This window comes from Mesorhizobium sp. B1-1-6 (assembly GCF_006443035.1).
Lineage (GTDB): Bacteria > Pseudomonadota > Alphaproteobacteria > Rhizobiales > Rhizobiaceae > Mesorhizobium.
This window is the reverse complement of sequence record NZ_VFWR01000007.1, coordinates 97073-121017: the sequence shown is the minus strand read 5'-3', so window position 1 is coordinate 121017 and position 23945 is coordinate 97073. Positions and strand designations below refer to the sequence as shown.

The 23945-nt window shown below is 64.7% G+C and carries 26 protein-coding genes; 13 read left to right on the top strand and 13 right to left on the bottom strand.

Going from position 1 to position 23945, the window contains the following annotated elements:
• Positions 1–191: 191 nt before the first annotated feature.
• Positions 192–392, bottom strand: a complete 201-nt coding sequence (locus FJ979_RS15710; protein ID WP_140556015.1) for an iron-containing alcohol dehydrogenase — start codon at positions 390–392, stop codon at positions 192–194.
• Between the two features lie 267 nt (positions 393–659).
• Positions 660–872 (bottom strand): cold-shock protein, encoded by a 213-nt coding sequence (locus FJ979_RS15705; protein WP_010910991.1) that lies wholly within the window; start codon positions 870–872, stop codon positions 660–662.
• Between the two features lie 275 nt (positions 873–1147).
• On the opposite strand from FJ979_RS15705, the gene FJ979_RS15700 reads away from it, so the two are divergent.
• Positions 1148–1477, top strand: a complete 330-nt coding sequence (locus tag FJ979_RS15700) for a hypothetical protein (protein WP_140582065.1) — start codon at positions 1148–1150, stop codon at positions 1475–1477.
• Between the two features lie 28 nt (positions 1478–1505).
• On the opposite strand, the gene FJ979_RS15695 is transcribed toward FJ979_RS15700, so the two are convergent.
• Positions 1506–2075, bottom strand: a complete 570-nt coding sequence (locus tag FJ979_RS15695) for a methylated-DNA--[protein]-cysteine S-methyltransferase (protein WP_140495944.1) — start codon at positions 2073–2075, stop codon at positions 1506–1508.
• A 180-nt stretch (positions 2076–2255) separates the two neighbouring features.
• Here FJ979_RS15695 and FJ979_RS15690 point away from each other — a divergent pair, with 180 nt between their 5' ends.
• From FJ979_RS15690 to FJ979_RS15650, 9 genes are all read left to right on the top strand, one after another.
• Complete coding sequence (locus tag FJ979_RS15690; protein ID WP_140516795.1) at positions 2256–3167, top strand: lytic transglycosylase domain-containing protein; 912 nt, start codon at positions 2256–2258, stop codon at positions 3165–3167.
• Between the two features lie 5 nt (positions 3168–3172).
• Positions 3173–3661, top strand: coding sequence for a GNAT family N-acetyltransferase (locus tag FJ979_RS15685; RefSeq protein WP_140516793.1), 489 nt, complete (start codon positions 3173–3175; stop codon positions 3659–3661).
• Positions 3662–3808: 147 nt separating this feature from the next.
• Positions 3809–5077, top strand: a complete 1269-nt coding sequence (locus tag FJ979_RS15680) for an ABC transporter substrate-binding protein (protein WP_140516791.1) — start codon at positions 3809–3811, stop codon at positions 5075–5077.
• A 56-nt stretch (positions 5078–5133) separates the two neighbouring features.
• Positions 5134–6090 (top strand): sugar ABC transporter permease, encoded by a 957-nt coding sequence (locus FJ979_RS15675; protein ID WP_140516789.1) that lies wholly within the window; start codon positions 5134–5136, stop codon positions 6088–6090.
• A 1-nt stretch (position 6091) separates the two neighbouring features.
• Entirely contained in the window at positions 6092–6916 is an 825-nt protein-coding gene (locus FJ979_RS15670) for a carbohydrate ABC transporter permease (protein ID WP_140582062.1), read from the top strand.
• 93 nt (positions 6917–7009) lie between these two features.
• Positions 7010–7753 (top strand): DUF899 family protein, encoded by a 744-nt coding sequence (locus FJ979_RS15665; protein ID WP_140582059.1) that lies wholly within the window; start codon positions 7010–7012, stop codon positions 7751–7753.
• Between the two features lie 78 nt (positions 7754–7831).
• Positions 7832–8383, top strand: coding sequence for a DUF4142 domain-containing protein (locus tag FJ979_RS15660; RefSeq protein ID WP_140516783.1), 552 nt, complete (start codon positions 7832–7834; stop codon positions 8381–8383).
• Between the two features lie 287 nt (positions 8384–8670).
• Positions 8671–9135 (top strand): cupin domain-containing protein, encoded by a 465-nt coding sequence (locus FJ979_RS15655; protein ID WP_140582057.1) that lies wholly within the window; start codon positions 8671–8673, stop codon positions 9133–9135.
• Between the two features lie 294 nt (positions 9136–9429).
• On the top strand, positions 9430–9822 hold the full coding sequence (locus tag FJ979_RS15650) for a RidA family protein (protein ID WP_013530107.1): 393 nt from the start codon (positions 9430–9432) through the stop codon (positions 9820–9822).
• Between the two features lie 286 nt (positions 9823–10108).
• On the opposite strand, the gene carB is transcribed toward FJ979_RS15650, so the two are convergent.
• The 4 genes from carB to FJ979_RS15630 all read right to left on the bottom strand — a co-directional run bounded on the left by carB (position 10109) and on the right by FJ979_RS15630 (position 16216).
• Positions 10109–13600, bottom strand: coding sequence for a carbamoyl-phosphate synthase large subunit (gene carB / locus FJ979_RS15645; protein ID WP_140582054.1), 3492 nt, complete (start codon positions 13598–13600; stop codon positions 10109–10111).
• 216 nt (positions 13601–13816) lie between these two features.
• The gene (locus FJ979_RS15640) at positions 13817–14683 is read right to left on the bottom strand and encodes an SH3 domain-containing protein (protein ID WP_140582051.1); all 867 of its coding nucleotides are present in this window, start codon (positions 14681–14683) and stop codon (positions 13817–13819) included.
• 346 nt (positions 14684–15029) lie between these two features.
• Entirely contained in the window at positions 15030–15788 is a 759-nt protein-coding gene (locus FJ979_RS15635) for a metallophosphoesterase family protein (RefSeq protein WP_140582048.1), read from the bottom strand.
• 71 nt (positions 15789–15859) lie between these two features.
• Positions 15860–16216, bottom strand: a complete 357-nt coding sequence (locus FJ979_RS15630) for a helix-turn-helix transcriptional regulator (protein WP_140495932.1) — start codon at positions 16214–16216, stop codon at positions 15860–15862.
• Between the two features lie 194 nt (positions 16217–16410).
• Between FJ979_RS15630 and FJ979_RS15625 the strand changes: the two genes are divergently transcribed.
• The gene (locus FJ979_RS15625) at positions 16411–17589 is read left to right on the top strand and encodes an MFS transporter (RefSeq protein ID WP_140582045.1); all 1179 of its coding nucleotides are present in this window, start codon (positions 16411–16413) and stop codon (positions 17587–17589) included.
• 41 nt (positions 17590–17630) lie between these two features.
• On the opposite strand, the gene FJ979_RS15620 is transcribed toward FJ979_RS15625, so the two are convergent.
• Both FJ979_RS15620 and FJ979_RS15615 read right to left on the bottom strand, forming a co-directional pair.
• Positions 17631–18095 carry a MarR family winged helix-turn-helix transcriptional regulator gene (locus FJ979_RS15620; RefSeq protein ID WP_140495930.1) on the bottom strand — a complete coding sequence of 155 codons (465 nt, stop codon included), beginning with the start codon at positions 18093–18095 and terminating at the stop codon, positions 17631–17633.
• Positions 18092–18316 (bottom strand): hypothetical protein, encoded by a 225-nt coding sequence (locus FJ979_RS15615; RefSeq protein ID WP_140582043.1) that lies wholly within the window; start codon positions 18314–18316, stop codon positions 18092–18094. Before FJ979_RS15615 ends, FJ979_RS15620 begins: the two co-directional genes overlap by 4 nt.
• Here FJ979_RS15615 and FJ979_RS15610 point away from each other — a divergent pair.
• Positions 18288–19076, top strand: a complete 789-nt coding sequence (locus FJ979_RS15610) for an SDR family oxidoreductase (protein WP_140582040.1) — start codon at positions 18288–18290, stop codon at positions 19074–19076. The genes FJ979_RS15615 and FJ979_RS15610 overlap by 29 nt on opposite strands.
• Positions 19077–19138: 62 nt before the next feature.
• Here the strand turns inward: FJ979_RS15610 and FJ979_RS15605 are convergent, their stop codons facing one another.
• Positions 19139–19738 carry a LysE family translocator gene (locus tag FJ979_RS15605; protein WP_140582038.1) on the bottom strand — a complete coding sequence of 200 codons (600 nt, stop codon included), beginning with the start codon at positions 19736–19738 and terminating at the stop codon, positions 19139–19141.
• Positions 19739–19834: 96 nt separating this feature from the next.
• On the opposite strand from FJ979_RS15605, the gene FJ979_RS15600 reads away from it, so the two are divergent.
• Positions 19835–20704 (top strand): LysR substrate-binding domain-containing protein, encoded by an 870-nt coding sequence (locus tag FJ979_RS15600; protein ID WP_140582270.1) that lies wholly within the window; start codon positions 19835–19837, stop codon positions 20702–20704.
• Positions 20705–20769: 65 nt separating this feature from the next.
• Here FJ979_RS15600 and FJ979_RS15595 read toward each other — a convergent pair whose 3' ends face one another.
• The 3 genes from FJ979_RS15595 to FJ979_RS15585 form a co-directional block, all read right to left on the bottom strand.
• Positions 20770–21420, bottom strand: a complete 651-nt coding sequence (locus FJ979_RS15595; protein WP_140582035.1) for a dihydrofolate reductase family protein — start codon at positions 21418–21420, stop codon at positions 20770–20772.
• A 102-nt stretch (positions 21421–21522) separates the two neighbouring features.
• Positions 21523–22365, bottom strand: coding sequence for a protein-L-isoaspartate O-methyltransferase (locus tag FJ979_RS15590; protein ID WP_181181781.1), 843 nt, complete (start codon positions 22363–22365; stop codon positions 21523–21525).
• 46 nt (positions 22366–22411) lie between these two features.
• Positions 22412–23776: an Nramp family divalent metal transporter gene (locus FJ979_RS15585; protein ID WP_140582032.1), complete on the bottom strand. Its 1365-nt coding sequence runs from the start codon at positions 23774–23776 to the stop codon at positions 22412–22414.
• Between the last annotated feature and the right edge of the window lie 169 nt (positions 23777–23945).

The following is a 23945-nucleotide window of genomic DNA, read 5'->3' as shown; positions in this document are numbered from 1 at the left end:
CATTGTTGCGTATGGCAACAGCCGGTAGTTTCGTCGACCCGCGCCGACCAATAGCAACCGACCTGCTTGAAATGTAAGGAGGGATGAAAGGGATCGGAACGCAGTCTGAGAAAACTCCCTGTCCGCCTTTGCTTTGATCGACGATGACAGTTTTTCATAAGCCTTCCAGAATGATGGAGAGGCGCCGTGATTCACAGAGGGCGAGTCCGGCCGGCGCGATGGTCAGCCAATGCCTGTTCGGCAAGCTTGTCCAATCGCCCCGCCCTCACGTCGGTCTCGATCTGCCGATCCCACAGGTCCGCCTGGAGCGCCTCGAACCATGCGGCAAACGCCTTCAGCTCCTCGGGGCTCAGTTCGGTGATGGACTTTTCGATTTGCTCAAGCTTGGTCATGGCCGGATAATACCACTCTAGTGGTACCACAGGTGGGACTCCAGGTTCGGCTTTACATGCCTGGAATCCAGGCAAATAAAAAGGCGGGACAATGCCCGCCTTCCCATTTCGGTAGCCTGATCGGGAGCGTCCGGTCCGGGCTGGCAGCTATCTGCTGATCCGGCTTGTCGGGTCTTTCCGCTCCGGCGCGCTTCTCGCGCGACCGTCAGTACATCCGTGACTTGCCGCGCGCCCCGGGCTGTCGCCCGGCGCGCGCCATTTTCAAAATCAGGCTGCCTTGCTCAGAGATCCAGCGGACGACTTGCCAGTGCGGCGGTCCTGCTCGATCTCGAAGTTGATCTTCTGGCCTTCGACCAGGGTCGACAGCCCAGCGCGCTCGACAGCGGAGATGTGGACGAAAACGTCCGCGCCGCCCGCGTCAGGCTGGATGAAGCCGAAGCCCTTGGTGGCGTTGAACCACTTGACCGTTCCAGTTGCCATAAAAATAGTCCTTCACATTTGCTTTGGTTTGACCGAACCGAGGTCCAGCCGGTGTGCATCGAGATTTTGGAGATAGACGTCAGCAAACGCGAAGATCGCGAGGCCCGGATCGATCGGCCGAAATATCAATGGGGCTGATATAGGCTGCTTTCGCACGAAATACAAGACTGCGTGAGAAAGCCGTGATCGAGGGACCGCCCAACGGCCGCCCCAATCCGGTGAAACCGTTGCGTCAGATGGCGCTGTCCGTGGGCCGCGCATCAGGGGAGAGGACCATGAAGACCATTCTGCTGGCAGCATGCCTGACGCTGATTGCCGCCGAGGCGCAGGCGATCTCGCGCTACGATCCGACGCGGATGGGGTGTGGCCGCGTGCAGGCGACGATCGCGCGGCAGGGCGCCGTCATCCTGCGTTACCAGTCGAGGCGGGTACCGGGACTGCCACTCTACGAACGCTATGTGCAGAGCCAGCAATTCTGCACCATGGGCGAGGTGAGGACACGCGCCTATGTGCCGAGCGCCGATACGAAATCCTGCCCGGTCTACAATTGCAAGCGACCGGACAACGACCGGCGTTTCCGCCGGCGTTTCTTTCACAGCGACTAGGTAGTCGCTCGGCGCGGCCGCTATCGCTTCAAAATCCGAATGAGACCTGCGCGGGCGGCGGCGGGCCGACGCGCACGCCTTCCATGGCCAGCATCTTTTCCTTGGTGGTCGAACCGCCGGGCGCCGAAAAGCCGCCGATCTTGCCGCCGGCCGCGAGGATACGGTGGCAGGGAATGACCAGCGGCACCGGATTGGCGCCAAGCGCGGCACCGGTTTCGCGCGGCAGGCCGGCATGGCCGGCGCGCTTGGCCAGTTCTCCATAGGTGGTGGTTTCGCCATAGGCTAGCTTTCGCGCCGCGCCATAGATGGCGAGGCGGAAATCGTCGATGCCGTCGAGATCGACCGGCACGCCGGAGAAATCGATATCCTCGCCCGCCGCATAGGCCTTGATCGAGGCGATCAGCTCGACCACCCACGGCGGCTGCACGGTAGCGGCCGAAACGCCGGCGTGGCGCATCAGCCGCCGCTCGACCGCCTCGCGGCTGCGTTCGGGCAGGCAGAGCCGGATCAGGCCCTTTTCGCTCCAGGCAATCCCCATGAAGCCGATCACTGTTTCTAACACTGCGTGGCCGGCTGTGATCTGCGACGGCGTTTGCATGGCGTGCTCCTTTCGCAAAATGGCCAGAAACCGGCATTCATGCCGGTACATATCAGGAACAATATGGCATTTCGGCCCGAGTCTCGCCACCCGAAAACCACCTGAGCGCCCCGATTGCTCGCCAGGAATCGCTGGTGTAAGGGATTTCTTAACATCCGACGAACCGGACCCGAACGCGGCTTGCCAGCAAAACAAACCCTTATCGCGCTCGGCGTGATCGCGGCCATGGCCTGCGTCAGCGGTTGCACGTCGACATCGCAGATGAAATCCGCGTCTTCCCTCACCGAAACAGCGACCGTCGCCGGCACCGATGCCGGCTTCACCATGCCGTTGCCGGAGACGGTTTCGGTGCTGCCGGAATCGTCGGGGATTACGCCCGTTCAAACCGCTGAGTTGTCCGCCGGCCCGACCACACAGGCGGCCGCGGCAACCGCGGCCTTTGCCGGAGCGACCCCAACCGCACCGGCCGTGCCGGCGGTGATGACCGCCAATGCCTGGCAGGCGCCGCCGCCGGCTGGCGCCGGCGCACCAATCAAGGCGGCAGCCACCTACGCCACCGCCGGGCTCATCGTGCCGGCGATCGCCAGGAACGATCAGAAAGCCATGCCCGGCGTGCAGCAGGCGGCCTATGTTGTGCCGCAGAATCCGGCTGCCCTCGTCCAGTTTCCTGCCGCTCCGGTGCAGGAAGAGCATGCGACCGGCGTGCGCGGCGATATCGACCGGCTGATCGTAAAATACGCCGCGTTTTATCAGGTGCCGGTCGACCTTGTGCGCCATGTCGTCAACCGCGAAAGCACCTTCAATCCCAAAGCCTACAACAACGGCCATTGGGGGCTGATGCAGATCAAGCACGCGACGGCGCGCGGCATGGGCTATGACGGACCGGCCAGGGGCCTGTTCGATGCCGAAACCAACCTGAAATACGCCGTCAAATACCTGCGTGGCGCCTGGCTGGTGTCGGACGGCAACGCCAAGCGCGCCGACTGGCTCTACCAGACCGGCTACTATTTCGACGCCAAGCGCAAGGGCCTGCTCGAGGCGACCGGCCTCGGCGTCGACCGCAAGCGGCGCCGCCTGCTGCCCGACGCCTGAGCGAAATGCCCGAACCGCGCCCGCCGGCTCCGAACGACATCCGGCTGCGCAAGATCCTCGACGAGACGCTGGTTCCCGCGCACTGGTCGGATGGCTTTGTCATGCGCACCCTCGAGCCCGGCGATGCGCCGGCCTTGCATGCGCTGCTGACCGAAGTGTTCGACGATGGCGCCGACGGCCCGTTCGACGAATGGTGGCCACGCATCTCAGGCGACCCCGAATTCGATTCTGCGCTCTGTTTCCTCGTCATCGACGCCAAGGGCCTGCTGGTGGCGGCGGCGCTGTGCTGGACGAGCGCCTTCGTCAGGGATCTCGCCGTGCATCCGCAGGCGCGCGGCAGGGGCATCGGCGAGGCGCTGATGTGGCACGCCTTCGCCGTCTTTCGCGAACGCGGCGCAGACCATGTCGACCTCAAGACCAACACGGTGGAAAACGCCGCCGCTGTCAGGCTCTATCAGCGGCTTGGGATGAGCCCTGTCGCCTGGGAAGGCTGAAGCCGCGGCCCGGCCCACCGCCGCTCGCGGGCATCGCTCGGGAACCCAGAGCGCCGCTCCGCATTCAAAGAATGGTGGAGGGGTCCGACGAGCTTCCGGAGCCTCGAAGGCTTGCGTCGCCGTTCCGAAAGGAGATCCTCCGCCGCCATGAGGCTCTTTCACGCATTTGCCACGTTGGTCGCTGCCGCGATGATTGCGGCTGTGCCTGCGCGAGCCGTCGAATTGTCGATCGTATCGGGCGACACAGGCATCGGCATCAAGGTGCTGCGTGAAATCCTCGACCGCTATGAGAAGGACAGCGGCAACAAGGTCAGCATCGCCGTCATGCCGGCGTCCGGGACCGACCAGTTCGGCCAGTACCGGCTGTGGCTTGCCGCCGGCAATAGCGATATCGACGTCTACCAGACCGATGTGATCTGGGCGCCGCAGCTCGCCAGCCAGCTCGTCGACCTGACCGCGGCGACCAAGGATGTCGTCGGCGCCCATTTCCCCTCGATCATCCAGTCGCAGACCGTCAACGGCAGGCTGGTGGCGCTGCCGATCTTCACCGATGCGCCGGCGCTCTACTACCGCAAGGACCTGCTCGACAAATACGACGCCAAGGTGCCTGCCACCTGGAAGGAGCTGGCCGACACCGCCAGGCTGGTCATGGACAAGGAGCGGGCTGCCGGCAACAAGGACATCTGGGGCTTCGTCTTCCAGGGCAATGCCTATGAGGGGCTGACCTGCGACGCGCTCGAATGGGTGATGTCGAATGGCGGCGGCCAGATCATCGAGCCGGACGGCACCATCTCGATCAACAATCCAAAAGCGGCGGCAGCGCTCGACATGGCCAAGGGCTGGGTCGGAAGCATCGCGCCACCCGGTGTGCTCGCCTATCAGGAAGAGGAATCGCGCGGCGTGTGGCAGACCGGCAATGCGGTCTTCATGCGCAACTGGCCCTACGCCTATGCACTAGGCAATTCCGAAGGCTCGCCGATCAAGGGCAAGTTCGACGTAGCGCCGCTGCCGGCCGGCACCGGCGAAGGCGCGCGTCCGGCGGCGGTGCTGGGTGGCTGGAATCTTGCCGTGTCCAAATATTCCAAGCACCCGGACGCGGCGATCGGGCTCGTCAAATTCATCGCCTCGCCCGCGATGCAGAAATACCGCGCGCTGAGGAACTCCAGCCTGCCGACCATCCAGGCGCTCTATGACGATGCCGACATCGCCAGGCAACAGCCGATCGTCCCGCGCTGGAAGCAGATATTCCTCAATGCGGTGCCGCGTCCCTCGGCCGCGGCCAAGATCAAGTACAACGAGGCGTCGAGCCAGTTCTGGAACGCCGTCCACAAGACGCTGTCGGGCGATGGCACCGCCGGCGACAATCTGGCCGACCTCGAAGCCATGCTGACAAGGCTGAAGGGGCGTGGCTGGTGACGCCACAACGCGCCTCCATATCCCGCCCAGCAGGAGGGATGAAAGAAGCGGAGCCGATGCCTGAAGCCGTGGCGACCCACCGCCCGCGTTCGCGGCTGATGCGCCAGCGCGTGCGCTCGGCCTGGCTGTTCTTGGCGCCGATGCTCCTGGTGCTTGCCGCCGCCGCCGGCTGGCCGCTCGCCCGCACCATCTATTTCAGCTTTACCGACGCTTCGCTGGCCGACCTCGACGCCCGCCAGTGGGCAGGCTTCGCCAATTACTTCTCGGTGCTGCGCATGCCGAGCGGCCGGGTGCTCTACGATGGCGTGCTGGCCGACCCGGTGTGGTGGAGCGCCGTCTGGAACACGGTGCGTTTCGCGGTGATTTCGGTCACCTGCGAGACGATCCTCGGCACGATCGTCGCGCTGGTGCTCAATGCCGAATTCCCGGGCCGCGGCATCGTCAGGGCGGCGATCCTCATCCCCTGGGCGATCCCGACCATCGTCTCGGCCAAGATGTGGCAGTGGATGCTCAACGACCAGTTCGGCATCATCAATGTGGTTCTGCTCAATCTCGGCCTGATCGACACCAAGATCGCCTGGACGGCCAACGCCGACACGGCGATGGCGGCCGTGCTGGTCGTCGACATCTGGAAGACGACGCCGTTCATGGCGCTGCTCATCCTTGCCGCGCTGCAGATGCTGCCGCGCGAGATCATCGAGGTCGCGAGGCTCGACGGCGCCAATCCGTGGCAGATATTCTGGCGGGTGACCTTGCCGCTGATCCGCCCTGCGGTGATGGTGGCGGTGATCTTCCGCGCGCTCGATGCGCTGCGCATCTTCGACCTGATCTATGTGCTGACGCCCAACAACGTGCACACCAAGTCGATGTCGGTGTTCGCGCGCGAGAACCTGTTCGAGTTCGACAAATTCGCCTACGGCTCGGCCGCTTCGACGCTGCTGTTCCTCATTCTTGCGCTTCTCACCATGGCCTATATCCGGATCGGCGGGGTCAGCCTCGAGGGCGGGCGCTGAGATGTGGATCCTGAAGCGGACGGCTTTCTACCTGCTGGTCGCGGCCATCGTGCTGGTCGCGGTATTCCCCTTCTATTACGCCATCGTCACCAGCCTGAAATCGGGCACCGAACTGTTCCAGGCCGACCTCTGGCCGAAGACGTTCAGCCTCGGCAATTATCGCAACGTGCTGACCGAAGGCGCCTTCGCACGCAACCTGATCAACTCACTGGTGGTCTCCGGCGCGGTCGTCGCGCTCTCGCTGTTCCTCGGCGTCACCGCGGCCTACGCGCTGGCGCGCATCCGTTTTCGCGGCCGCTCAGCGCTACTATTCGCCATCCTGTCGGTATCGATGTTCCCGCAGGTGGCGGTGCTGGCCGGACTGTTCGAACTGGTGCGGATGTTCGGCCTCTACAATTCGCTTCTCGCGCTGATCTTCTCCTACATGATCTTCACCTTGCCGTTCACCGTCTGGGTGCTCACCGCCTTCGTGCGCGACCTGCCGGTCGAGGTCGAGGAGGCGGCGATCCTTGACGGCGCGACGCCGTGGATCATCATCACGCGCATCTTCCTGCCGCTGATGTGGCCGGCGCTGGCGACCACCGGGCTTTTGGCGTTCATCGGCGCGTGGAACGAGTTCCTGTTTGCGCTCACCTTCACCTCCAACAACGCCCAGCGCACCGTGCCGGTGGCGATCGCGCTGCTGTCGGGCAATTCGCAGTTCGAGATCCCGTGGGGCAACATCATGGCCGCATCGGTGATCGTCACCGTGCCGCTGGTGCTGCTGGTGCTGATTTTCCAGCGCAAGATCGTCTCAGGCCTGACCGCCGGCGGCGTGAAGGGGTGAGGGGAAAATTGTCGGAACCGGCCGCAGCGGCGCGTCCTTAGGTCTTAGAGCAACCGCGCCGGGACGCCGGCGCTGTGACCCAAGGAGCCGATCATGATCACCTTCCCCAACGAATCCGCCAGATACCGCGCCGCCCGCGAAAAGCTGCTGAAGAAGGAAATCGCGCTGCGCCGCGCCATGGAGGATGTGGCCGTGGCACGCCGCGCGTTGCCGCCGGGCGGGCTGGTGCCACAGGATTACGTGTTCGATGGGCTGGATGCCGAGGGCAGGGCGGCCGAGATAAAGCTGTCGGAACTCTTCGCGCCCGGCAAGGACACGCTGATCCTCTACCAGATGATGTTTCCGCGCCATCCGCAGGAGACGCGCGACGTGGCAATGACGGGCGGCACGGCGAAGCTGGCGCGGCCGGACCAGCCATGCCCATCCTGCACGGCGCTGCTCGACCAGTTCGACGGCGCGGTCGGCCATCTTCAGGCGGCCGGCTTCAACTTTGCCGTGGTGGCGAAAACCGTTCTCGAAAATCTCGTTACGCTCGGCCGCGACCGTGGCTGGCAGAACATGCGGCTGGTGTCGTCGGCCTCCAACAGCTTCAAGCGCGACTACAACGCCGAGGATGCCGACGGTGCGCAGATCCCGCTGCTCTCGGTGTTCCACCGCGACGCTGACGGCATCAGGCATTTCTGGTCGTCCGAACTCGGCTTCGCGCCGCCCGAACCCGGCCAGGACCCGCGCGCCATCGGCACCTGCGAGATCCTGTGGAACCTGATGGATTTCACCCCGGAGGGCCGGCCGAACTGGCACGAGCAGCTGCAATATGGCGAGGCATGCTGCCATTGACGGCAAGGTGCTTTGCGCAACTTCCGTGCATCTGCGGCGTTGGAATCCCGAGGGAACCATTCCGATCGGAGATTGCAGATGAAAACGCTTCTGACCATGACCGCCGCGGCCTTGCTCGCCGCCGCGCCCGCCGCGCTTGCCCAATCCACCGCCCAAACGACGCCGCTGGCGGCCGACAGCAAGGTCGACACGCAGACCTTCATCAAGACGGTGCCCGGCGCCAACGAGTTCGAGATCCAGTCGAGCAAGCTCGCCGAGCAGAAATCGGCGTCGGCCGACGTCAAGGCCTTCGCCAAACAGATGATCGAGGACCACACGAAGGCCGGCGAGGACTTCAAGGCGGCACTCGCGCAGGGCCAGACCACCGCCTCGACCAAGCCGGCCGGCCCGGCGCTTCAGCCGAAAGAACAGGGCCAGCTCGACGAACTCAAGGCCGCCAGCGGCAAGGACTTCGACACCAAATACATCATGATGCAGACAGCAGCTCACAAGGACGCCGTCGCGCTCTTCAGCACCTACGCCCAATCGGGCGACGATCCGGCGATGAAGGAATTCGCCAAGAAGACGCTGCCGACGCTGAAGATGCACGAGAAGCACGTGAAGGAACTGGGGGCCGCGCATCAGGGGTGAGGGCGGTCGAGAGGGAGCTGAACCGCAGACGATAGCACTCTACGGCGCCCCCCTCTGTCCTGCCGGACATCTCCCCCTCTTGGGGGGAGATCGGCAGCTTGGGCGTCGGCGCTCTTTCTGCCCACGCTGAAAATTTGGCGAAAGCATTCGCGACAGCCAATCTCCCCCCCTGAGGGGGAGATGTCCGGCAGGACAGAGGGGGGCGCCGTAGGGCGGCGCGACGGCCAGGGTTCTTCCCATGCCTGCGTGGGACTACACTGCCGCACCACCCACCCGGGGAAGTACCCATGCCCAAACTCGACCTCGCATCCCTGCCCCTCCGCAAGGGCTCGGGCTATCCCGCGCCCTTCGATGGCCCTTGCGCCGGCCGCAGGCGCCGCAGGCTTGGCGATGCCGGCGGGCTCACCGATTTCGGCGTCAACCTGATGACATTGCCGCCCGGCGGCTGGTCCAGCCAGCGCCACTGGCACAGCCATGAGGACGAGTTCGTCTATGTGCTGGAAGGCGAACTGACGCTGGTCGAGGATGGCGGCGAGACGCTGCTCAGCGCCGGCGACTGCGCCACCTTCGCCAAGAACAGCGGCAATGGCCACCATTTGATCAACCGCTCGTCCATGCCGGCGCTCTACCTCGAGGTCGGCTCGCGCAACCCTGACGATGTCATCACCTGCTCCGACATCGACATGATGAGCCCGAGTTCGGACGGACGCTTCCTGCACAAGGACGGCACGCCTTATCCGGGGCAAGGGTGAAGGCTGGACAACGCGTCGGCGCCAGCCCCCTCTCCGTCCCGGCTTCGCCGGGCCACCTCTCCCCCACCTTGTGGGGGCGAGGAACCCAAGCGTTCCGGTGTCGCGACCTCAGTGATTGGCTTTTCCTCGCCCCCATGAAATGGGGGAGAGGTGGCCCGGCGAAGCCGGGACGGAGAGGGGGAGCGCCCTACGAGATTTCGCAGGCGAGGGACGAGTTCCGGCTCTGGACTGCGGGTCGGCGCTGGCGTTCCCCGGCCGGCACTATAAGCTCCCCCAAACCCAGGGAGCATCACCATGAAAAAAGAAATCATCGAAGTGCCCGTCATGTCGGACAAGGTGCGGGCGCTCGGCCTGCCCTGTTCGACGGCGGTGAAGGCCAACGGATTCGTGTTCATCTCGGCGACGCCGCCGGTGGACATGGTGACCGGCGAGATGGTGCGCGGCGACATCGAGGTGCAGACCGAGGCGTCGCTCAAGGCGCTGAAACACTGCCTGGAAGCGGCCGGCACCTCGCTGGACAATGTCGTGATGGTGCGCATCTACGCCGTCAATTCCGGCTTCTACAACGCGATTAACCGGGTTTATGCCAGGTACTTCTCGACCAACCCGCCGGCGCGGAGTTTCGTGCCGGTGGCTTCGTGGCCGATGGAGTTTGACATCGAGATTGAGTGTGTGGCGGTGGCGTGAGTGGGCTCCAATGGCCTGCATCCAAGTGAAGAGTAACCCCACTCCTCTACCTCGCCAAGGGGGAGAGGTTTTCTCTGTCACAGATACAGCAGATTCTAGATACGCTCGGTCAATGGTCGAAGCAAATTGAAGGTGTTTCTAAAACGAACCGGAATAAACGTTTGCAAAGAACAGTGTCGATTCGTCTGCCGACTATTTGATAGCGCTTAAGAATCCGAGGAGAAAGTGACCTTTGATTTCTCGTGGGTGTCATCGTCTCGGAATTTTTCACTGATTGGCTGTCGCCTTAAGCAAAATACTCCTGCAGCGGCCTCACTTCCAGGCTCCCCGCCTTCAGCGCCGCGATCGCCTCCGCCACAGCCGCCGCGCCTGACAGCGTCGTATAATACGGCACCTTCTGCATCAGGGTCGCGCGGCGCAGCGACTTGGAGTCCGACACCGCCTTCTGGCCATCCGTCGTGTTGAAGACGATCTGCACCTGGCGGTTGCGGATGGCGTCCTCGATGTGGGGGCGGCCTTCCAGCACCTTGTTGATCTTTTCGGCGACGACGCCGTTTTCGGCGAGGAAGCGGGCGGTGCCTGAGGTGGCCATCACCTTGAAGCCGAGGCCGGCAAGGCGCTTGACCGCGGGCAATATGCCTTTCTTGTCCTCGTCGCGTACCGAGACAAACAGCGTGCCGGAGCGGGGCAGGTCGACGCCGGCCCCTAACTGGCTCTTGGCGAAGGCGAGGGCAAAATCGCGGTCGAGGCCCATGACCTCGCCGGTCGAGCGCATTTCCGGCCCGAGCAGGATGTCGACGCCGGGGAAGCGGGCGAAGGGGAAGACGGCTTCCTTGACCGCGATGTGGCCAGGATTGCGTGGGTCGGGCATGGCGCCGTAATGGACGAAGGCGTCTTCCAGGCTCTCACCGGCCATGATACGGGCGGCGATCTTGGCGATGGGGCGGCCGATGGTCTTGGCGACGAAAGGCACGGTGCGCGACGCGCGCGGATTGACCTCCAGCACGTACACTGTGCCGTCCTTGATCGCGTATTGCACGTTCATCAGGCCGCCGACATTGAGCGCGCGGGCAAGCGCTGCCGTCTGGCGCTCCAGCTCGTCAACCAGCTCGGAAGGCAGCGAGTGAACGGGGAGCGAGCAGGCCGAGTCGCCCGAATGGATGCCGGCCTCCTCGATGTGCTCGAGAATGCCCGAGACGAAGGTCGCCTTGCCGTCGCAGAGGCAGTCGACATCGACCTCGATGGCGCCACTGAGATAGGTGTCGAACAGCAACGGGTTCTTGCCCAGCAGCGTGTTGATCTGGCCGGTCTTGTCGTTGGGGTATTTCTGCTTGATGTCCTCCGGCACCAGGCCGGGCACGGTGTCGAGCAGATAGGATTGCAGCATGCCCTCGTCATGGATGATCTGCATGGCGCGGCCGCCCAGCACATAGGAGGGGCGCACCACCAGGGGGAAGCCGAGCTCGCCGGCGACGAGGCGGGCCTGCTCGACCGAATAGGCAATGCCGTTCTTCGGCTGGCTGAGATTGAGCTTGTGCAAGAGCTTCTGGAAGCGGTCGCGGTCCTCCGCCAGATCGATCATGTCGGGCGAGGTGCCGAGGATCGGGATGCCGGCCTTCTCCAGCGCATCGGCGAGCTTCAGCGGCGTCTGGCCGCCGAATTGGACGATGACGCCGACCAGCTCGCCCGAGGCCTGCTCGGCGCGCAGGATCTCCAGCACGTCCTCCGCCGTCAGGGGATCGAAATAGAGCCGGTCCGACGTGTCGTAGTCGGTCGACACGGTCTCCGGGTTGCAGTTGATCATGATCGCTTCATAGCCGGCGTCGCGCAGCGCAAACGCCGCGTGGCAGCAGCAATAGTCGAATTCGATGCCCTGGCCGATGCGGTTCGGACCGCCGCCGAGGATAACCACCTTCTTGCGCGACGACACCTGCGCCTCGTTGGCGAGCGCGCCGGCGAAGGGCACTTCATAAGTGGAGTACATGTAGGCGGTGGGCGACGCGAACTCGGCCGCACAGGTGTCGATGCGTTTATAAACCGGATGAACGTCGAGCTTTTCGCGAATCTTCTGAACGACTTCCACGTCGCTCTTCGTCAGCGACGCGAGGCGGGCATCCGAAAAACCCATGGCCTTCAGCATGCGCAGATTGGCGGCGTCCTCAGGCAGACCGTGCTCGCGGATGCGGGCTTCCATGGCCAGGATGCCGGCGATCTGCTCGAGGAACCACGGATCGATCTTGCACATTGCGTGCACGTCTTCGAGCGAGGTGCCCATGCGGATCGCCTGCGCCACCATGCGCAGCCGGTCGGGCGTCGGCGTGCCCAAGGCGGCGCGGATCGCGTTGCGGTCGTCGGCGCTGTTGGCGGAGCCAAGGCCGGGGATCTCGATCTCGTCGAGGCCGGTGAGGCCGGTCTCCAGGCCACGCAAAGCCTTCTGCAGGGATTCCTGGAAGGTGCGGCCGATAGCCATGACTTCGCCGACCGACTTCATGGCGGTGGTCAGCACCGGCTCCGCGCCGGGGAATTTTTCGAACGCAAAGCGCGGGATTTTCGTGACGACGTAATCGATGCTCGGTTCGAACGAGGCGGGCGTGGCGCCGCCGGTAATGTCATTCTCGAGCTCGTCCAGCGTGTAGCCGACGGCAAGCTTGGCGGCGATCTTGGCGATGGGGAAGCCGGTCGCCTTGGAGGCCAGCGCGGAGGAGCGGGAGACGCGCGGGTTCATCTCGATGACCACGAGCCGGCCATCGGCCGGGTTGACGGCGAACTGCACGTTGGAGCCGCCGGTCTCGACGCCGATCTCGCGCAGCACCGCGATCGAGGCGTTGCGCATCATCTGGTATTCCTTGTCGGTCAGGGTCAGCGCCGGGGCGACGGTGATCGAATCGCCCGTGTGCACGCCCATCGGATCGATGTTCTCGATGGAGCAGACGATGATGCAATTGTCCGCTCTGTCGCGGACGACCTCCATCTCGTACTCCTTCCAGCCGAGCACGCTCTCCTCGATCAGCACTTCGGTGGTCGGCGAGGCGTCGAGGCCGGACTGGACGATGTCGAAGAATTCGGCCCTGTTGTAGGCGATGCCGCCGCCGGTCCCGCCCATGGTGAAGGAGGGGCGGATGATGGCGGGCAGGCCGACATGGTCGAGCGCCTGGGCGGCGATCGCCATGGCGTGGCTGATGTAGCGCTGCTTGCGGTCGCCTTCGCCGAGGTTCCAGCTTGTCTCCAGCGCGTCGAGCGCGGCGTCGAGATTGTCGGGCTTTTCGGCCTTCAGCGCCGCGCGCTCGGCCTCATGCGTCTTGCGGTCGGCATTCTTGACGTCGGTGGCGTTGGCCAGCATCGACTTCGGCGTTTCCAGGCCGATCTTCTTCATCGCCTCGCGGAACAGCGCCCGGTCCTCGGCCTTGTCGATGGCCGTGGCGTCGGCGCCGATCATCTCGACATTGTAGCGCTCCAGCACGCCCATGCGGCGCAGCGACAGCGCGGTGTTGAGCGCGGTCTGGCCGCCCATGGTCGGCAGCAGCGCATCCGGGCGCTCCTTGGCGATGATCTTGGCCACGACCTCGGGGGTGATCGGCTCGATATAGGTGGCGTCGGCCAGTTCCGGGTCGGTCATGATGGTGGCCGGGTTGGAATTGACCAGGATGACGCGGAAACCCTCTTCCTTCAGCGCCTTGCAGGCCTGGGTGCCGGAATAGTCGAATTCGCAGGCCTGGCCGATGACGATGGGGCCGGCCCCGATGATCAGGATCGACTTGATGTCGGTGCGTCTTGGCATCTTTATGAATTCCGTTCGGCGAGCGGCTTGCACGAAAAACCGGGACGGGAGACCCGGCCGGTTGTGCTTGCGATTCTGGTATCAGGCTAGGAGGGCCTTATAGGGAAGAGTTTTGCGGGATGTAACCCCGAAAATGAGGGCAGTAGGGCAGTAGGGCAGTAGGGCAGTCACTCCAGGCACTTCACATATTGCCTTACTGCCCTACTGCCTTCCAAACTAATCCCCAAACGCCACCGCGTCCGTAATCTCGAATCGTTCCGAGATGCCGACGCGGATCATGCTTAGGCCGCCTTCGCGGGTGAAGCGGAAATCGCTGTCGCCGTCGGAGCCGGCGGGCAGGCCGCCGTAGAAGGAGATGACGCGGCTGCCGCCGTCGGGCCAGGTCACGGTGACGTCGGCCTTGTCGCTGCCCTTGTGCTCGACACTTGCCGCGCAAAGGGTCATCGGCTGGCCGACATTGCGCGCACAGGGAATTTCAATGGCTGCACCTCCGGCGGTGGCCTCCGCCTGAGCCGGATTCTCCCCAGTGGGCGGCCGTTCATTCGCCACCAGCGCCAGGCCGTAGGCATCCTGCATGGCGATCACCGCGGCGGATTTCGGCGTGGTTGCGGGGGCAGCCGCATCATCGGCTCCGCCCAGCCTCGCCGTCAGGTCGGGCGGCAAGGCGGGCGGCTGAGCGGCCGCGGGGCTGGCCGTCGCGGCGTCGAGCGCCTGGCCTGCATTGTTGGTCGCGGCAGCGGACGCATCCGCCTGATCCGGATCGGGCGGCGAAGCCGGATTGACGGGGTTCAGGTAGCGGGCAGGGGTCCAGCCGCTGATTTTCGGGTTCTCGGCCTCGACCTTGCACCATTGCCGGCCGTCTACGTCGATGCAGCCGAGATTGTTCACGCTGGCGCCATTGGCCAGCCGCGCCTCGGTCTTGCCGATCGGCGATGGCTGGGCGCGGACGTTGAGGAGATCGTCGGGGGCGAGGCCGGTGATGATGGAGATGAACGGCCCATCCTCGGCATGGGCCACCGTCAGAAGCACAGGAGCGGCGATCAGCGCGAAGAGCGTCGTTCGGAGCGTAGACCGGCGCTTCATCGCTTCGCCGTGGCCGATAGATTGCATTACCAAAGGCACCGCCAGATACGAAAACGCCGCCACACGCGAAGCCGATTTTATAGGCGACGACGCTGCGCCATGTCCAGAAGCGAGATTTTCTTCCGACAGGGACGGATCTGCGTGAAGGCGATGATCGGAGGAGCGGGGAGAGAGCAGCCTGGCGGCATGAATGCGAAGAGCATTCAGCCGGGAATGCAAAGAGCATTCAGCCTGGCGGCATGAATGCAAAAAGCATTCAGCCTGGCGGCATGAACGCAAAAAGCATTCAGCCGGGCGGCATGAATGCGAAGAGCATTCAGCCGGGCGGCATGAATGCGAAGAGCATTCAGCCGGGCATGAAGCCGGTTCGCAGCGCATGGGCCCATTCGGGCCGTCCCGCCTGTTCGGCCTGGCTAGCGGCCGCCTCGTGATCGTAATCGACGGCGATGGCCTCGAAACGGTCGGGCCGGCCGGGCTCGCCTGAAGTGACGATGCCATAGCGCGCATGCGGCGCGCCCTGCTCGGAGGAATGCGCCGGCGGCGTCGAGTCTTCATAGGCGGGACAGCCGACGCTGCCCGGGTTGAAGATCACCGGACCGCCGGGCAAGCGGATCAGTTCGGCCCGGTGGCTATGGCCGCACAGGGCCAGGCGGCAGGCCGGATCGAGCGCCTTCAACCGCCGCCGGATCGCCGCCAGCGGCGCACGCACCAGCCGGCCATCGGTGATCGCATCGAGCAGGTATTTCTCGTCATGATCGGGCCTGGCATGGAAAGCGATCACGCCGGGCGCGATCTCCAGCGTCAGAGGCTGGGCGAACAGCACCTCGCGCTGCGCCCCGGTCAGCCGTTCCCGCGCGTAGATGTCGGAGGCCCACATGGTCTCATCGGCCGGATCGGCGGCGACGCGGCGGTCATGATTGCCGCGCACGGTCCGCAGGTCCAGCGCTTCCAGCCGCGCAAACGTCTCGCGCGGCCAGAGCGGACCCGAAACGCTGTCGCCGAGATTGACCGTGATATCCGCGCCGCCGCGCCGCTCGAGGTCGGCGAGCACGGCGTCAAGCGCCAGCACATTGCCATGGATATCGGCGAGGACAGCGATGCGCATGGGGAGCTCCGGTTGTGAGGCAGCGTTTCCTCTCCCCACTTCCGTGGGGGCGAGAACCCAGATCCCGCGAGTCAGGCCGTCACTTCGATATCATGGCCGCCGACCGCCGGCAGCGCCGGATCGTCGCCTGCGGCGGCAATAATGCTGTCGAGCAGGCCGGGGAAGCGGGCATCGAGATCGGCGCGGCGCAGCGTGATCATGCGGTTGGTGCCGGCCACTTCTGCGCGAGTCACGCCGGCCTCGCGCAGCTTTGCCAGGTGGTAGCTCAGATTGGTCTTCGAGGCGAGATCGAGGAATTTGCTGCAGTTCAGCGGCACGCCTTCCTTGCTGGCGAGATAACGCACGATCGCCAGCCGCGTCGGGTCGCCGAGCACGGCGAGCACGATCGGCAGGCTGATCTGGTCCGTATTGGGATGTGGCAGGCTCATGGCTGCAACCTAAGCACAGTTCCGGCCGATTTCAACGCACCCGCTCCACGTCTGCCGTGCACACCGCTCTCCCTTTCACGACCGTGCTGACACAGGGCTGTCAGGATGGTTGTGCTATTTTTCCCTGGCTTCATTGACATCCTGCCGAGTTATGTCCAATTGTTCAATAACTTTTGAACTAAGGACACATCGCCATGGACAAGCGGATCTTCTGGCTTGCGCTCGGATCGTTTGCGATCTCGACCGAAGGCTTCGTCATCTCCAGCCTTCTGCCCGACATCGCCTGGGATGCCGGCATCTCCGTTCCGCTCGCCGGCACGCTGATCACCGCCTTCGCGCTCGCTTATGCGGTCGGCACGCCGATCCTGGCGACGCTGACCGGCGAATGGGACCGGCGCCGCGTCATCCTGTGGACGCTGGTGTTCTTCGTCATCGGCAACGTTGCCGCGGCCTTGAGCTCCTCCTTCGAAGTGCTGCTCGCCGCGCGCATCATCATGGCGCTGTCGTCGGGCCTGTTCGCGGCGACCGCGCAAGGCACGGCGGTGGCGCTGGTCGATGACCATCACCGGGCCCGCGCCATTGCCGTCGTCGTCGGCGGTACCACGGTGGCGGTGGCGGTGGGCGCCCCGCTCGGTGCGCTGGTCGCGGCGATCGCCGGCTGGCGCGGAACGTTCTATGCCATCGCAGGCCTCGGCGCGCTCGCCGGCGCCATCCTCTGGTACCGGCTGCCGCGCGGCATCATCGGCACCAAGCTGCCGCTGAAGCGCCGGCTGGCGGCGGCAATGCGTCCCGGCGTGATGCCGATCCTGGTCACGACCACGCTTGCCCTCATCGGCGCCTTCACCGTCTTCAGCTTTATCGCGCCGCTGGCCATCGAAGCCAGCGGGCTCTCCCCGATAGCGCTGCCCGGCATGCTGCTCGCCTTCGGTGTCGGCGCCGTCATCGGCAACATCGCCGGCGGCCAGGCCGCGGACCGGTTTGGCGCGACGCGCACCGTCGGCTGGTCGCTGGCGCTGAGCGCTGCCATGCTTGTCACCTTCTCGCTGATCCCGGCCTTCCTGCCACATCATCTCGCCGGGCCGGCGCTGATGGGCATGATGGTGCCATGGGGCATCGTCGGTTGGGCCTTCCCGCCGGCGCAGGCGAGCCGCATCATCAAGCTCGCCCCGGACGCTGCCCCGATCGTGCTGTCGCTCAACGCCTCCGCGCTCTATCTCGGCGTGGCGCTCGGCGCGGTGGTTGGCGGCGCCGTGCTGCGCTATGGCGGGCCGGCCGATCTCGGCCTCATCGCGGCCGTCTTCCCGGTCATCGGGCTCGGCATCGTGCTGGCCGGCCGGATGCTGGCGCGGCCGGTCGCCATGCCGGCGGAGTAGAGGGCGCCGAGCTTTTCGTCACTGGTTCTTACGCGGCCGCTTCAACTGGAGGGAGCGGCCGCCGGCGTTTCGAGGTCCAGAGAGGCCACATCATCCAGCGTCGCACGCAGCTTCGCGGCTTGCTCCGCGCCGATCATCTCCTCGAAGCGCTGCTGGGCGACACTCCACAGCCTGATCGCCTCTTCGAGCTTGGCCTGGCCGTGCGGCGTCAGCCGGACGCGCTTGACGCGGCGATCGTCCTTGTCGGGGAAGGTTTCGACATAGCCGTCGCGGACCAGCGGCTTCAGCGTATGGCCGAGCGCCGAGAGATCCATGATCAGCGCCTCGGCAACGGTCCCCATCGCCGGTTCGCTGCTGGCACTGATCTGAAAGAGCAGGCCAAATTGCGTGCCTTTCAACCCAGAAGGCGCAAGCGCGTCGTCGTAGAAGCGGCCGAGCCTGCGCGCGGTGCGCCGCAAGGTGGCATTGTTGCATCGGCTGAATCCCGGCTGCTGAAGGTCGGTCATGTCAACTCCTCGCCGGCAAAGCCTGTGCCAGCCTGCCGCCAGAAATAGTTTTCGCGACCGCCGTTGACAAGATAGTGGCATATACCTACTTCACCAAAGGTGGCATATGCCACCAATTGACGATCGAGAAGCTCGGCAGCCGGCGCATCCGTCGAAGCCGAACCAGAGCGAAAAGCGAAAAGGAACAGGACAATGAGCGAGAACAAGGGCACGGCCGTCATCACCGGCGCCTCCTCCGGCATCGGCGCTGTCTATGCCGACCGGCTGGCGGGGCAGGGCTATGACCTGGTGCTGGTGGCGCGCCGCGCCGACCGGCTCGAGGAATTGGCTGAAAGGCTGCGCTATGCCTACAGCCGCAAGGTCAGCGTGATCAGTGCCGATCTGGCCAACGACGATGATGTGCGGCGGGTGGAGCGGACGGTGTCGACGGATGACAGCGTCACGCTGTTGGTCAACAATGCCGGGCTTGGTGGTGCGCAGGTGGTTGCGACGGCGGACGCCGATGCGGCTGAACGCATGATCAAGGTCAATGTGATCGCCCTGACGCGGTTGACGCGTGCTGTGCTGCCGGGATTTCTCGCGCGCAACCGCGGCGCTATCGTCAACATCGCCTCGGTGCTGGCCTTTGACACCTCGTTCGGCGGCATCTACAGCGGCACCAAGGCCTATGTCGTCAACTTCACCGAAGCCCTGCAGCGCGAGGTTGCCGGCACCCATGTCCAGGCGCAGGTGGTGCTGCCGGGGGCGACCCGGACCGATTTCTGGGAAGCCGCGGGAAGTAATATCGACCAGCTTCCGAAGGAAATCATCATGACTGCCGACGATATGGTCGATGCTGCCCTTGTCGGCCTGGCCAGGGGCGAAGCCGTCACCGTGCCCGCGCTTGCCGATACGGCCAAGCTGGACGCCTTCCTCGGCGCCCGGCAGACCTTCTACGGCAGCCTGCACGCCGACAAGCCAGCCGCGCGCTACGCGGCTTGACAATATTTGGGTTCCTCGCCTCGCCTTGCGGGGGAGAGGAACCCAGGTTCTGCAGGCCCATCTTACGCCTGCCGCCACATCGGAATGATCGATGCCGCCAGCACCAGGCCGAGCAGGATGTTGAGCGTGCGCCATTGCTGCTCGGTCTTCAGCAGCCGGGCGAGCAGCATGCCGGCCACACACCATAGCGACAGCGAGAAGGCGGCGGTGAGGCCGAAGGTGGAGCCGAGCAGCAGGGCCAGCCGCGCCGGCCCGTCGGCGAGTGCGGCGAAGGATGCCGCGGCTCCAAGCCCCATCGCCCAGCCCTTGGGGTTCAGCCACTGAATGCCGGCACCGCCGAGAAAACTGTTCGGTTTGATCATCGTCACATCGAGCTTGGGGGCCCCCGCACGGCCGATCTTGAGCGCCAGCCAGACGAGGTAGAGCGAGCCGGCGATCTTCATGGCAAGCTGCAAGGACGGCATGGCGAGAAGCAGGCCGGCCAGCCCGGCGGCCGCCGCCCCGGTGACGGTGGCCAAGCCGGCCGCGCTGCCGACCACCAGCGGGATGGAGCGGCGAAAGCCGAACTGCGCGCCCGACGCCGTCGACAAGGTGGTGGCGATGCCGGGCGTGCTGGTCGCCACCAGGGCGAACAGGATCAGCGGGATGACGGGTTGGAGCATGCGGCGTCCTCAGTCGGAGGCCCCATGGTAGATGCAGCCGAATATCAGTAAATGCAATATTTGCGATGACTGGCATTAGCATCTATAATGCAGGACATGATCCGCAACCTCGATACGACGCTCATGCGCACCTTCGTCACCGTCGCCGACAAGGCCAGCATGACGGCGGCGGCCAATGCGCTGCACCTGACGCAAGGCGCCGTCAGCCAGCAAGTCCGGCGGCTGGAGGAGGCGCTCGGCCGCAGCCTGTTCGAGCGCGACCGGCGCGGCTTGCGGCTGACCTCTTCCGGCGAGCGGCTGTTCGGCAAGGCAAAGCGGCTGCTCAGCCTTAATGACGAGATCTGGGCCGAAATGGCTGCCAATGTCGTGGCCGGCCAGGTGCGGTTCGGCGTGCCTTACGACCTTGTCGGCACGACGCTGGCGCCGGTGCTGAAAGCCTATGCGCAAACCCATCCGCAGGTCGAGATATCGCTGGTCTGCGCCTCCTCACCGGAATTGGCCGCGGCGCTCGCGGCCGGCACTATCGACCTGGCGGTCATCGAGGAGCGGGTGGGGGCATCGGATGGCGAGTGCCTCGCCATCGATCGGCTGGTGTGGGTCGGCGCCAAGGGCGGTGTCGCGCGCGCCAAGCGCCCCCTGCCGGTCTCGATGGTCGCCGACAGCTGCGCCTTCCGGCCGGTGGTGCTTTCGGCGCTCCACGAGCATGGGCTGGAATGGCGCACCGTGTTCGAGAACGGCAATATCGACGCGACGACCGCGACGGTGCGCTCCGACCTGGCCGTCACCACCTGGCTGGCCTCCACGGTGCCGGCCGACTTGGAGATCCTATCGTCTGACGGCGCGCTGCCGCCGCTGCCGAATTTTGCCATCAGTTTGCATTTGCCAAGGCATGGTGTCGGCCCCGCGGCCCAGGAGTTTGCGCGGTATGTACGCGACGGTCTGGCGCGGCGGCTGATGGCGGCTTGAGACCAAGTAGACCTTGGGTTCCTCTCTCCCCTCCGGAGGGAGAGGAAGGTGCCAAGGCCGACACACTACTTCCAGGTCCTGCGCCGCTCGAGCTCGGCGTCGGATGGCTCCCCCGTGACAAAGGAACCGGTCTTGATTTCGCCGGCGCGCTCGTAGGTCGCCATGATGACGCCGGTGCTGGAAGTCTGCGAGCGGGTCAGCTTGAAGGCGGCCGGCATCGCGTCATCGCCGAACAGCCGCTTGCCCTTGCCCAGCAACAGCGGGAAGATCATCAGCCGAATCTCGTCGATCAGCCCGTTGGCGAGCAAGGTCTGGATCAGATTGGCCGATCCCTGGATGAGCAGGTCAGGTCCATCTTCCTGTTTGAGGCGGCGCAACGCCGGGACGATATCAGGCCCAAGCGATTGCGTGTTCTGCCAGGTGAGCGAATCCGGACGATGCGTCGCCACATATTTGGTCGCAGGGTTGAAGGCATCCGCGATCGGATCTTTCTGATACGGCCAGTACGCGGCGAAGATGTCGTAGGTTCTGCGGCCGAGCAAGAGGGCGAAGGGCTCGGAGAATAGTTCATCCATCGCCGCGCCCGCCATTTCGTCAAAATAGTGGAACGTCCAGCCGCCGAACTTGAAGCCGCCGACGGGATCCTCCTCCGGGCCGCCCGGCGCTTGCATCACGCCGTCGAGGCTGACGAATGTCGCCGCTATGATCTTTCTCATGGGATGCTCCTCCTGTTTCGATCCATGCCGTCAGGGCCGGACTTCAGTCCAAGGACGGATGACTGGCTGGCCGTCCGACAGGCCCTGCCGAATTTCGGTTCGTCAGCCCCGAGGCCGCGCGTCGAGGCTGCGTGACGAAAACCAGACATGCTCAAAGATCGCGGTGGCGGTGCGGTCCGGCAACTTGTCCGCTGTCAGCCAGATCGAGCGGCTGCGCGCGGCCTGGTCGCGCGTCGGGATTTTTGCCGCGAGACTTGCAACCGACGCGCCGGAGCAAGGGATGAACCAGGAGCGCATGAAAGGGTCGCAGGCAAAACCGTTTTCGGTGCGGGTCACCAGAACGGCCAGGGGAACGCGCTCGGCCGGGCGCCACGGGAAGATCATGCGGCCGTCCGGCTTCAGCGCCTTGAGCCAGCCGGGTGGAGGTGCCGCGACGCCGGCATTGACATAGATGACGTCCGACGGCGGCAAATCCGATGTGACGGCATCGCCAGGAATGACAGTGACGTTCTCGTAGCCCGCAAGGTTTGCCTTTGCCCGCGAGGCAAGATCGGCGTCCAGTTCGAAGGCGGCAACGGTGCCGCCAGGTGAAACCAACCTGGCCAGCAAAGCCGTGTAGTAGCCGGTGCCGGCGCCGATGTGAGTGACAGCCTCGCCGGGCCTGGGCGCGAGTTTCCCGATCCACATGGCGTGCAGGAACGGCTCGCCATTGTTGATGCCCTTGTCGGCATCGAGCACCACCAGCACGTTCTGATAGATGAAGCGCGGGTCGGCGCTCGGGGTCTCGACCGCGCCTTGGCCGGCGACGATCGTCCATGGGCCAGGACCGAGAAACGCCTCGCGCGGCACGGCCGCGAACACCTCTTCAAGACGCGGATCGGCGGAACGCGCCTGGGCAGCCATCAGCTTGGCATAGAAGCTTCGGGATTGGGCTATCGTGGTCATGATCGACCGAGAAATAGCGCGGGCCGCGTCTTTGTCGCGGCCGATCTCAGCCGATCCCGAACAGCGTGTCGTAGAGCAGCTTGAAGTTGAGCACCAGGATGATGGCGGCGACCACCCAGGCGAGCGCCGCAACGCCGCGCGGGATGGCAAGGCTGCCCATCTTCTTCCTGTCAGAGACGAACTGGACCAGCGGGATTACCGCGAAGGGCAGTTGCATCGACAGGATCACCTGGCTGAACACCAGCAACTGGCCGGTGCCCTTTTCGCCGTAGAGCGCGGTGACGACCACCACGGGGATGATGGCGAGGCCGCGCGTCAGCAGGCGCCGCGCCCATTGCGGAATGCGCAGGCGCAGGAAGCCTTCCATGACGATCTGGCCGGCAAGCGTGGCGGTCACCGTCGAGTTCAGGCCGGAGGCGAGCAGCGCCACGGCAAACAGGATCGAGGCGATGCTCAGGCCGAGCAGCGGCGACAGCAGTTCGAAAGCCTGGCCAATCTCGGCGACGTCCTGGTGGCCGGTGTTGTGGAAGGCGACCGCCGACACGATCAGGATCGAGGCGTTGACGAACAGGGCCAGCATCAGGGCGATGGTCGAGTCCGTCGTTGCCCATTTGATGGCGTCGCGCTTGCCCTTGTCGGTGCGTTCATAGGCGCGGGTCTGCACGATCGAGGAGTGCAGATAGAGATTGTGCGGCATGACGGTTGCGCCGATGATGCCGATGGCGATGTAGAGCATCGCCGGATTGGTGACGATTTCGGATGACGGCACGAACATCGAATGCAGGATCGTGCCGGCCGGCGGCGCGGCGACGAAGATCTGGATGGCAAAGCAGCTGAAGATGATGATCAGAAGCGCGACGACGAAGGCTTCGAGATAGCGGAAGCCCTTGTTCATCAACAAAAGCACCAGGAAGGCGTCGAGTGCGGTGAGCATGGCGCCGCCGATCAGCGGAATGCCGAACAGGAGCTGCAGCGCGATCGCGGTGCCGATCACTTCGGCGAGGTCGCAGGCGATGATGGCGAGCTCGCAGGCGATCCACAGCACGAAGTTGACCGGACGCGGGTAGTAGGCGCGGCAGGCCTGGGCGAGGTCGCGGCCGGTGGCGATGCCGAGACGCGCGGCCAGCGCCTGCAGCAGGATCGCCATCAGGTTGGACAGCATGATGATGAACAGCAGCGTGTAGCCGAACTGGGCGCCGCCGGCGAGGTCGGTCGCCCAGTTGCCCGGGTCCATATAGCCGACCGAGACCATGTAGCCCGGCCCCATGAAGGCAAACAGGCGACGGAACCAGACGCCCGAATTCGGCACGGCGATCGAGGAATTGACCTCGCGCAGACTCGGCTGCTCGTCGCCTGGCCTGTCGAACCGCCACGCGGGTCTGGCTATGGCGGTGGCGTCGGTCTCGGACATGGCGAATTCCGCTTGATGCAATGGATGATATCTCCTATCTATGTCGCGGCTCAACATTATGCAATATGCTATATTTCATTGATCATGCTTTTGTGATGTGATCGATCGTGCTCCGACGCGGCGGCGATGCGGTTGCGCCTGGGCCCGAATGCAAATAAACGCCAGGATT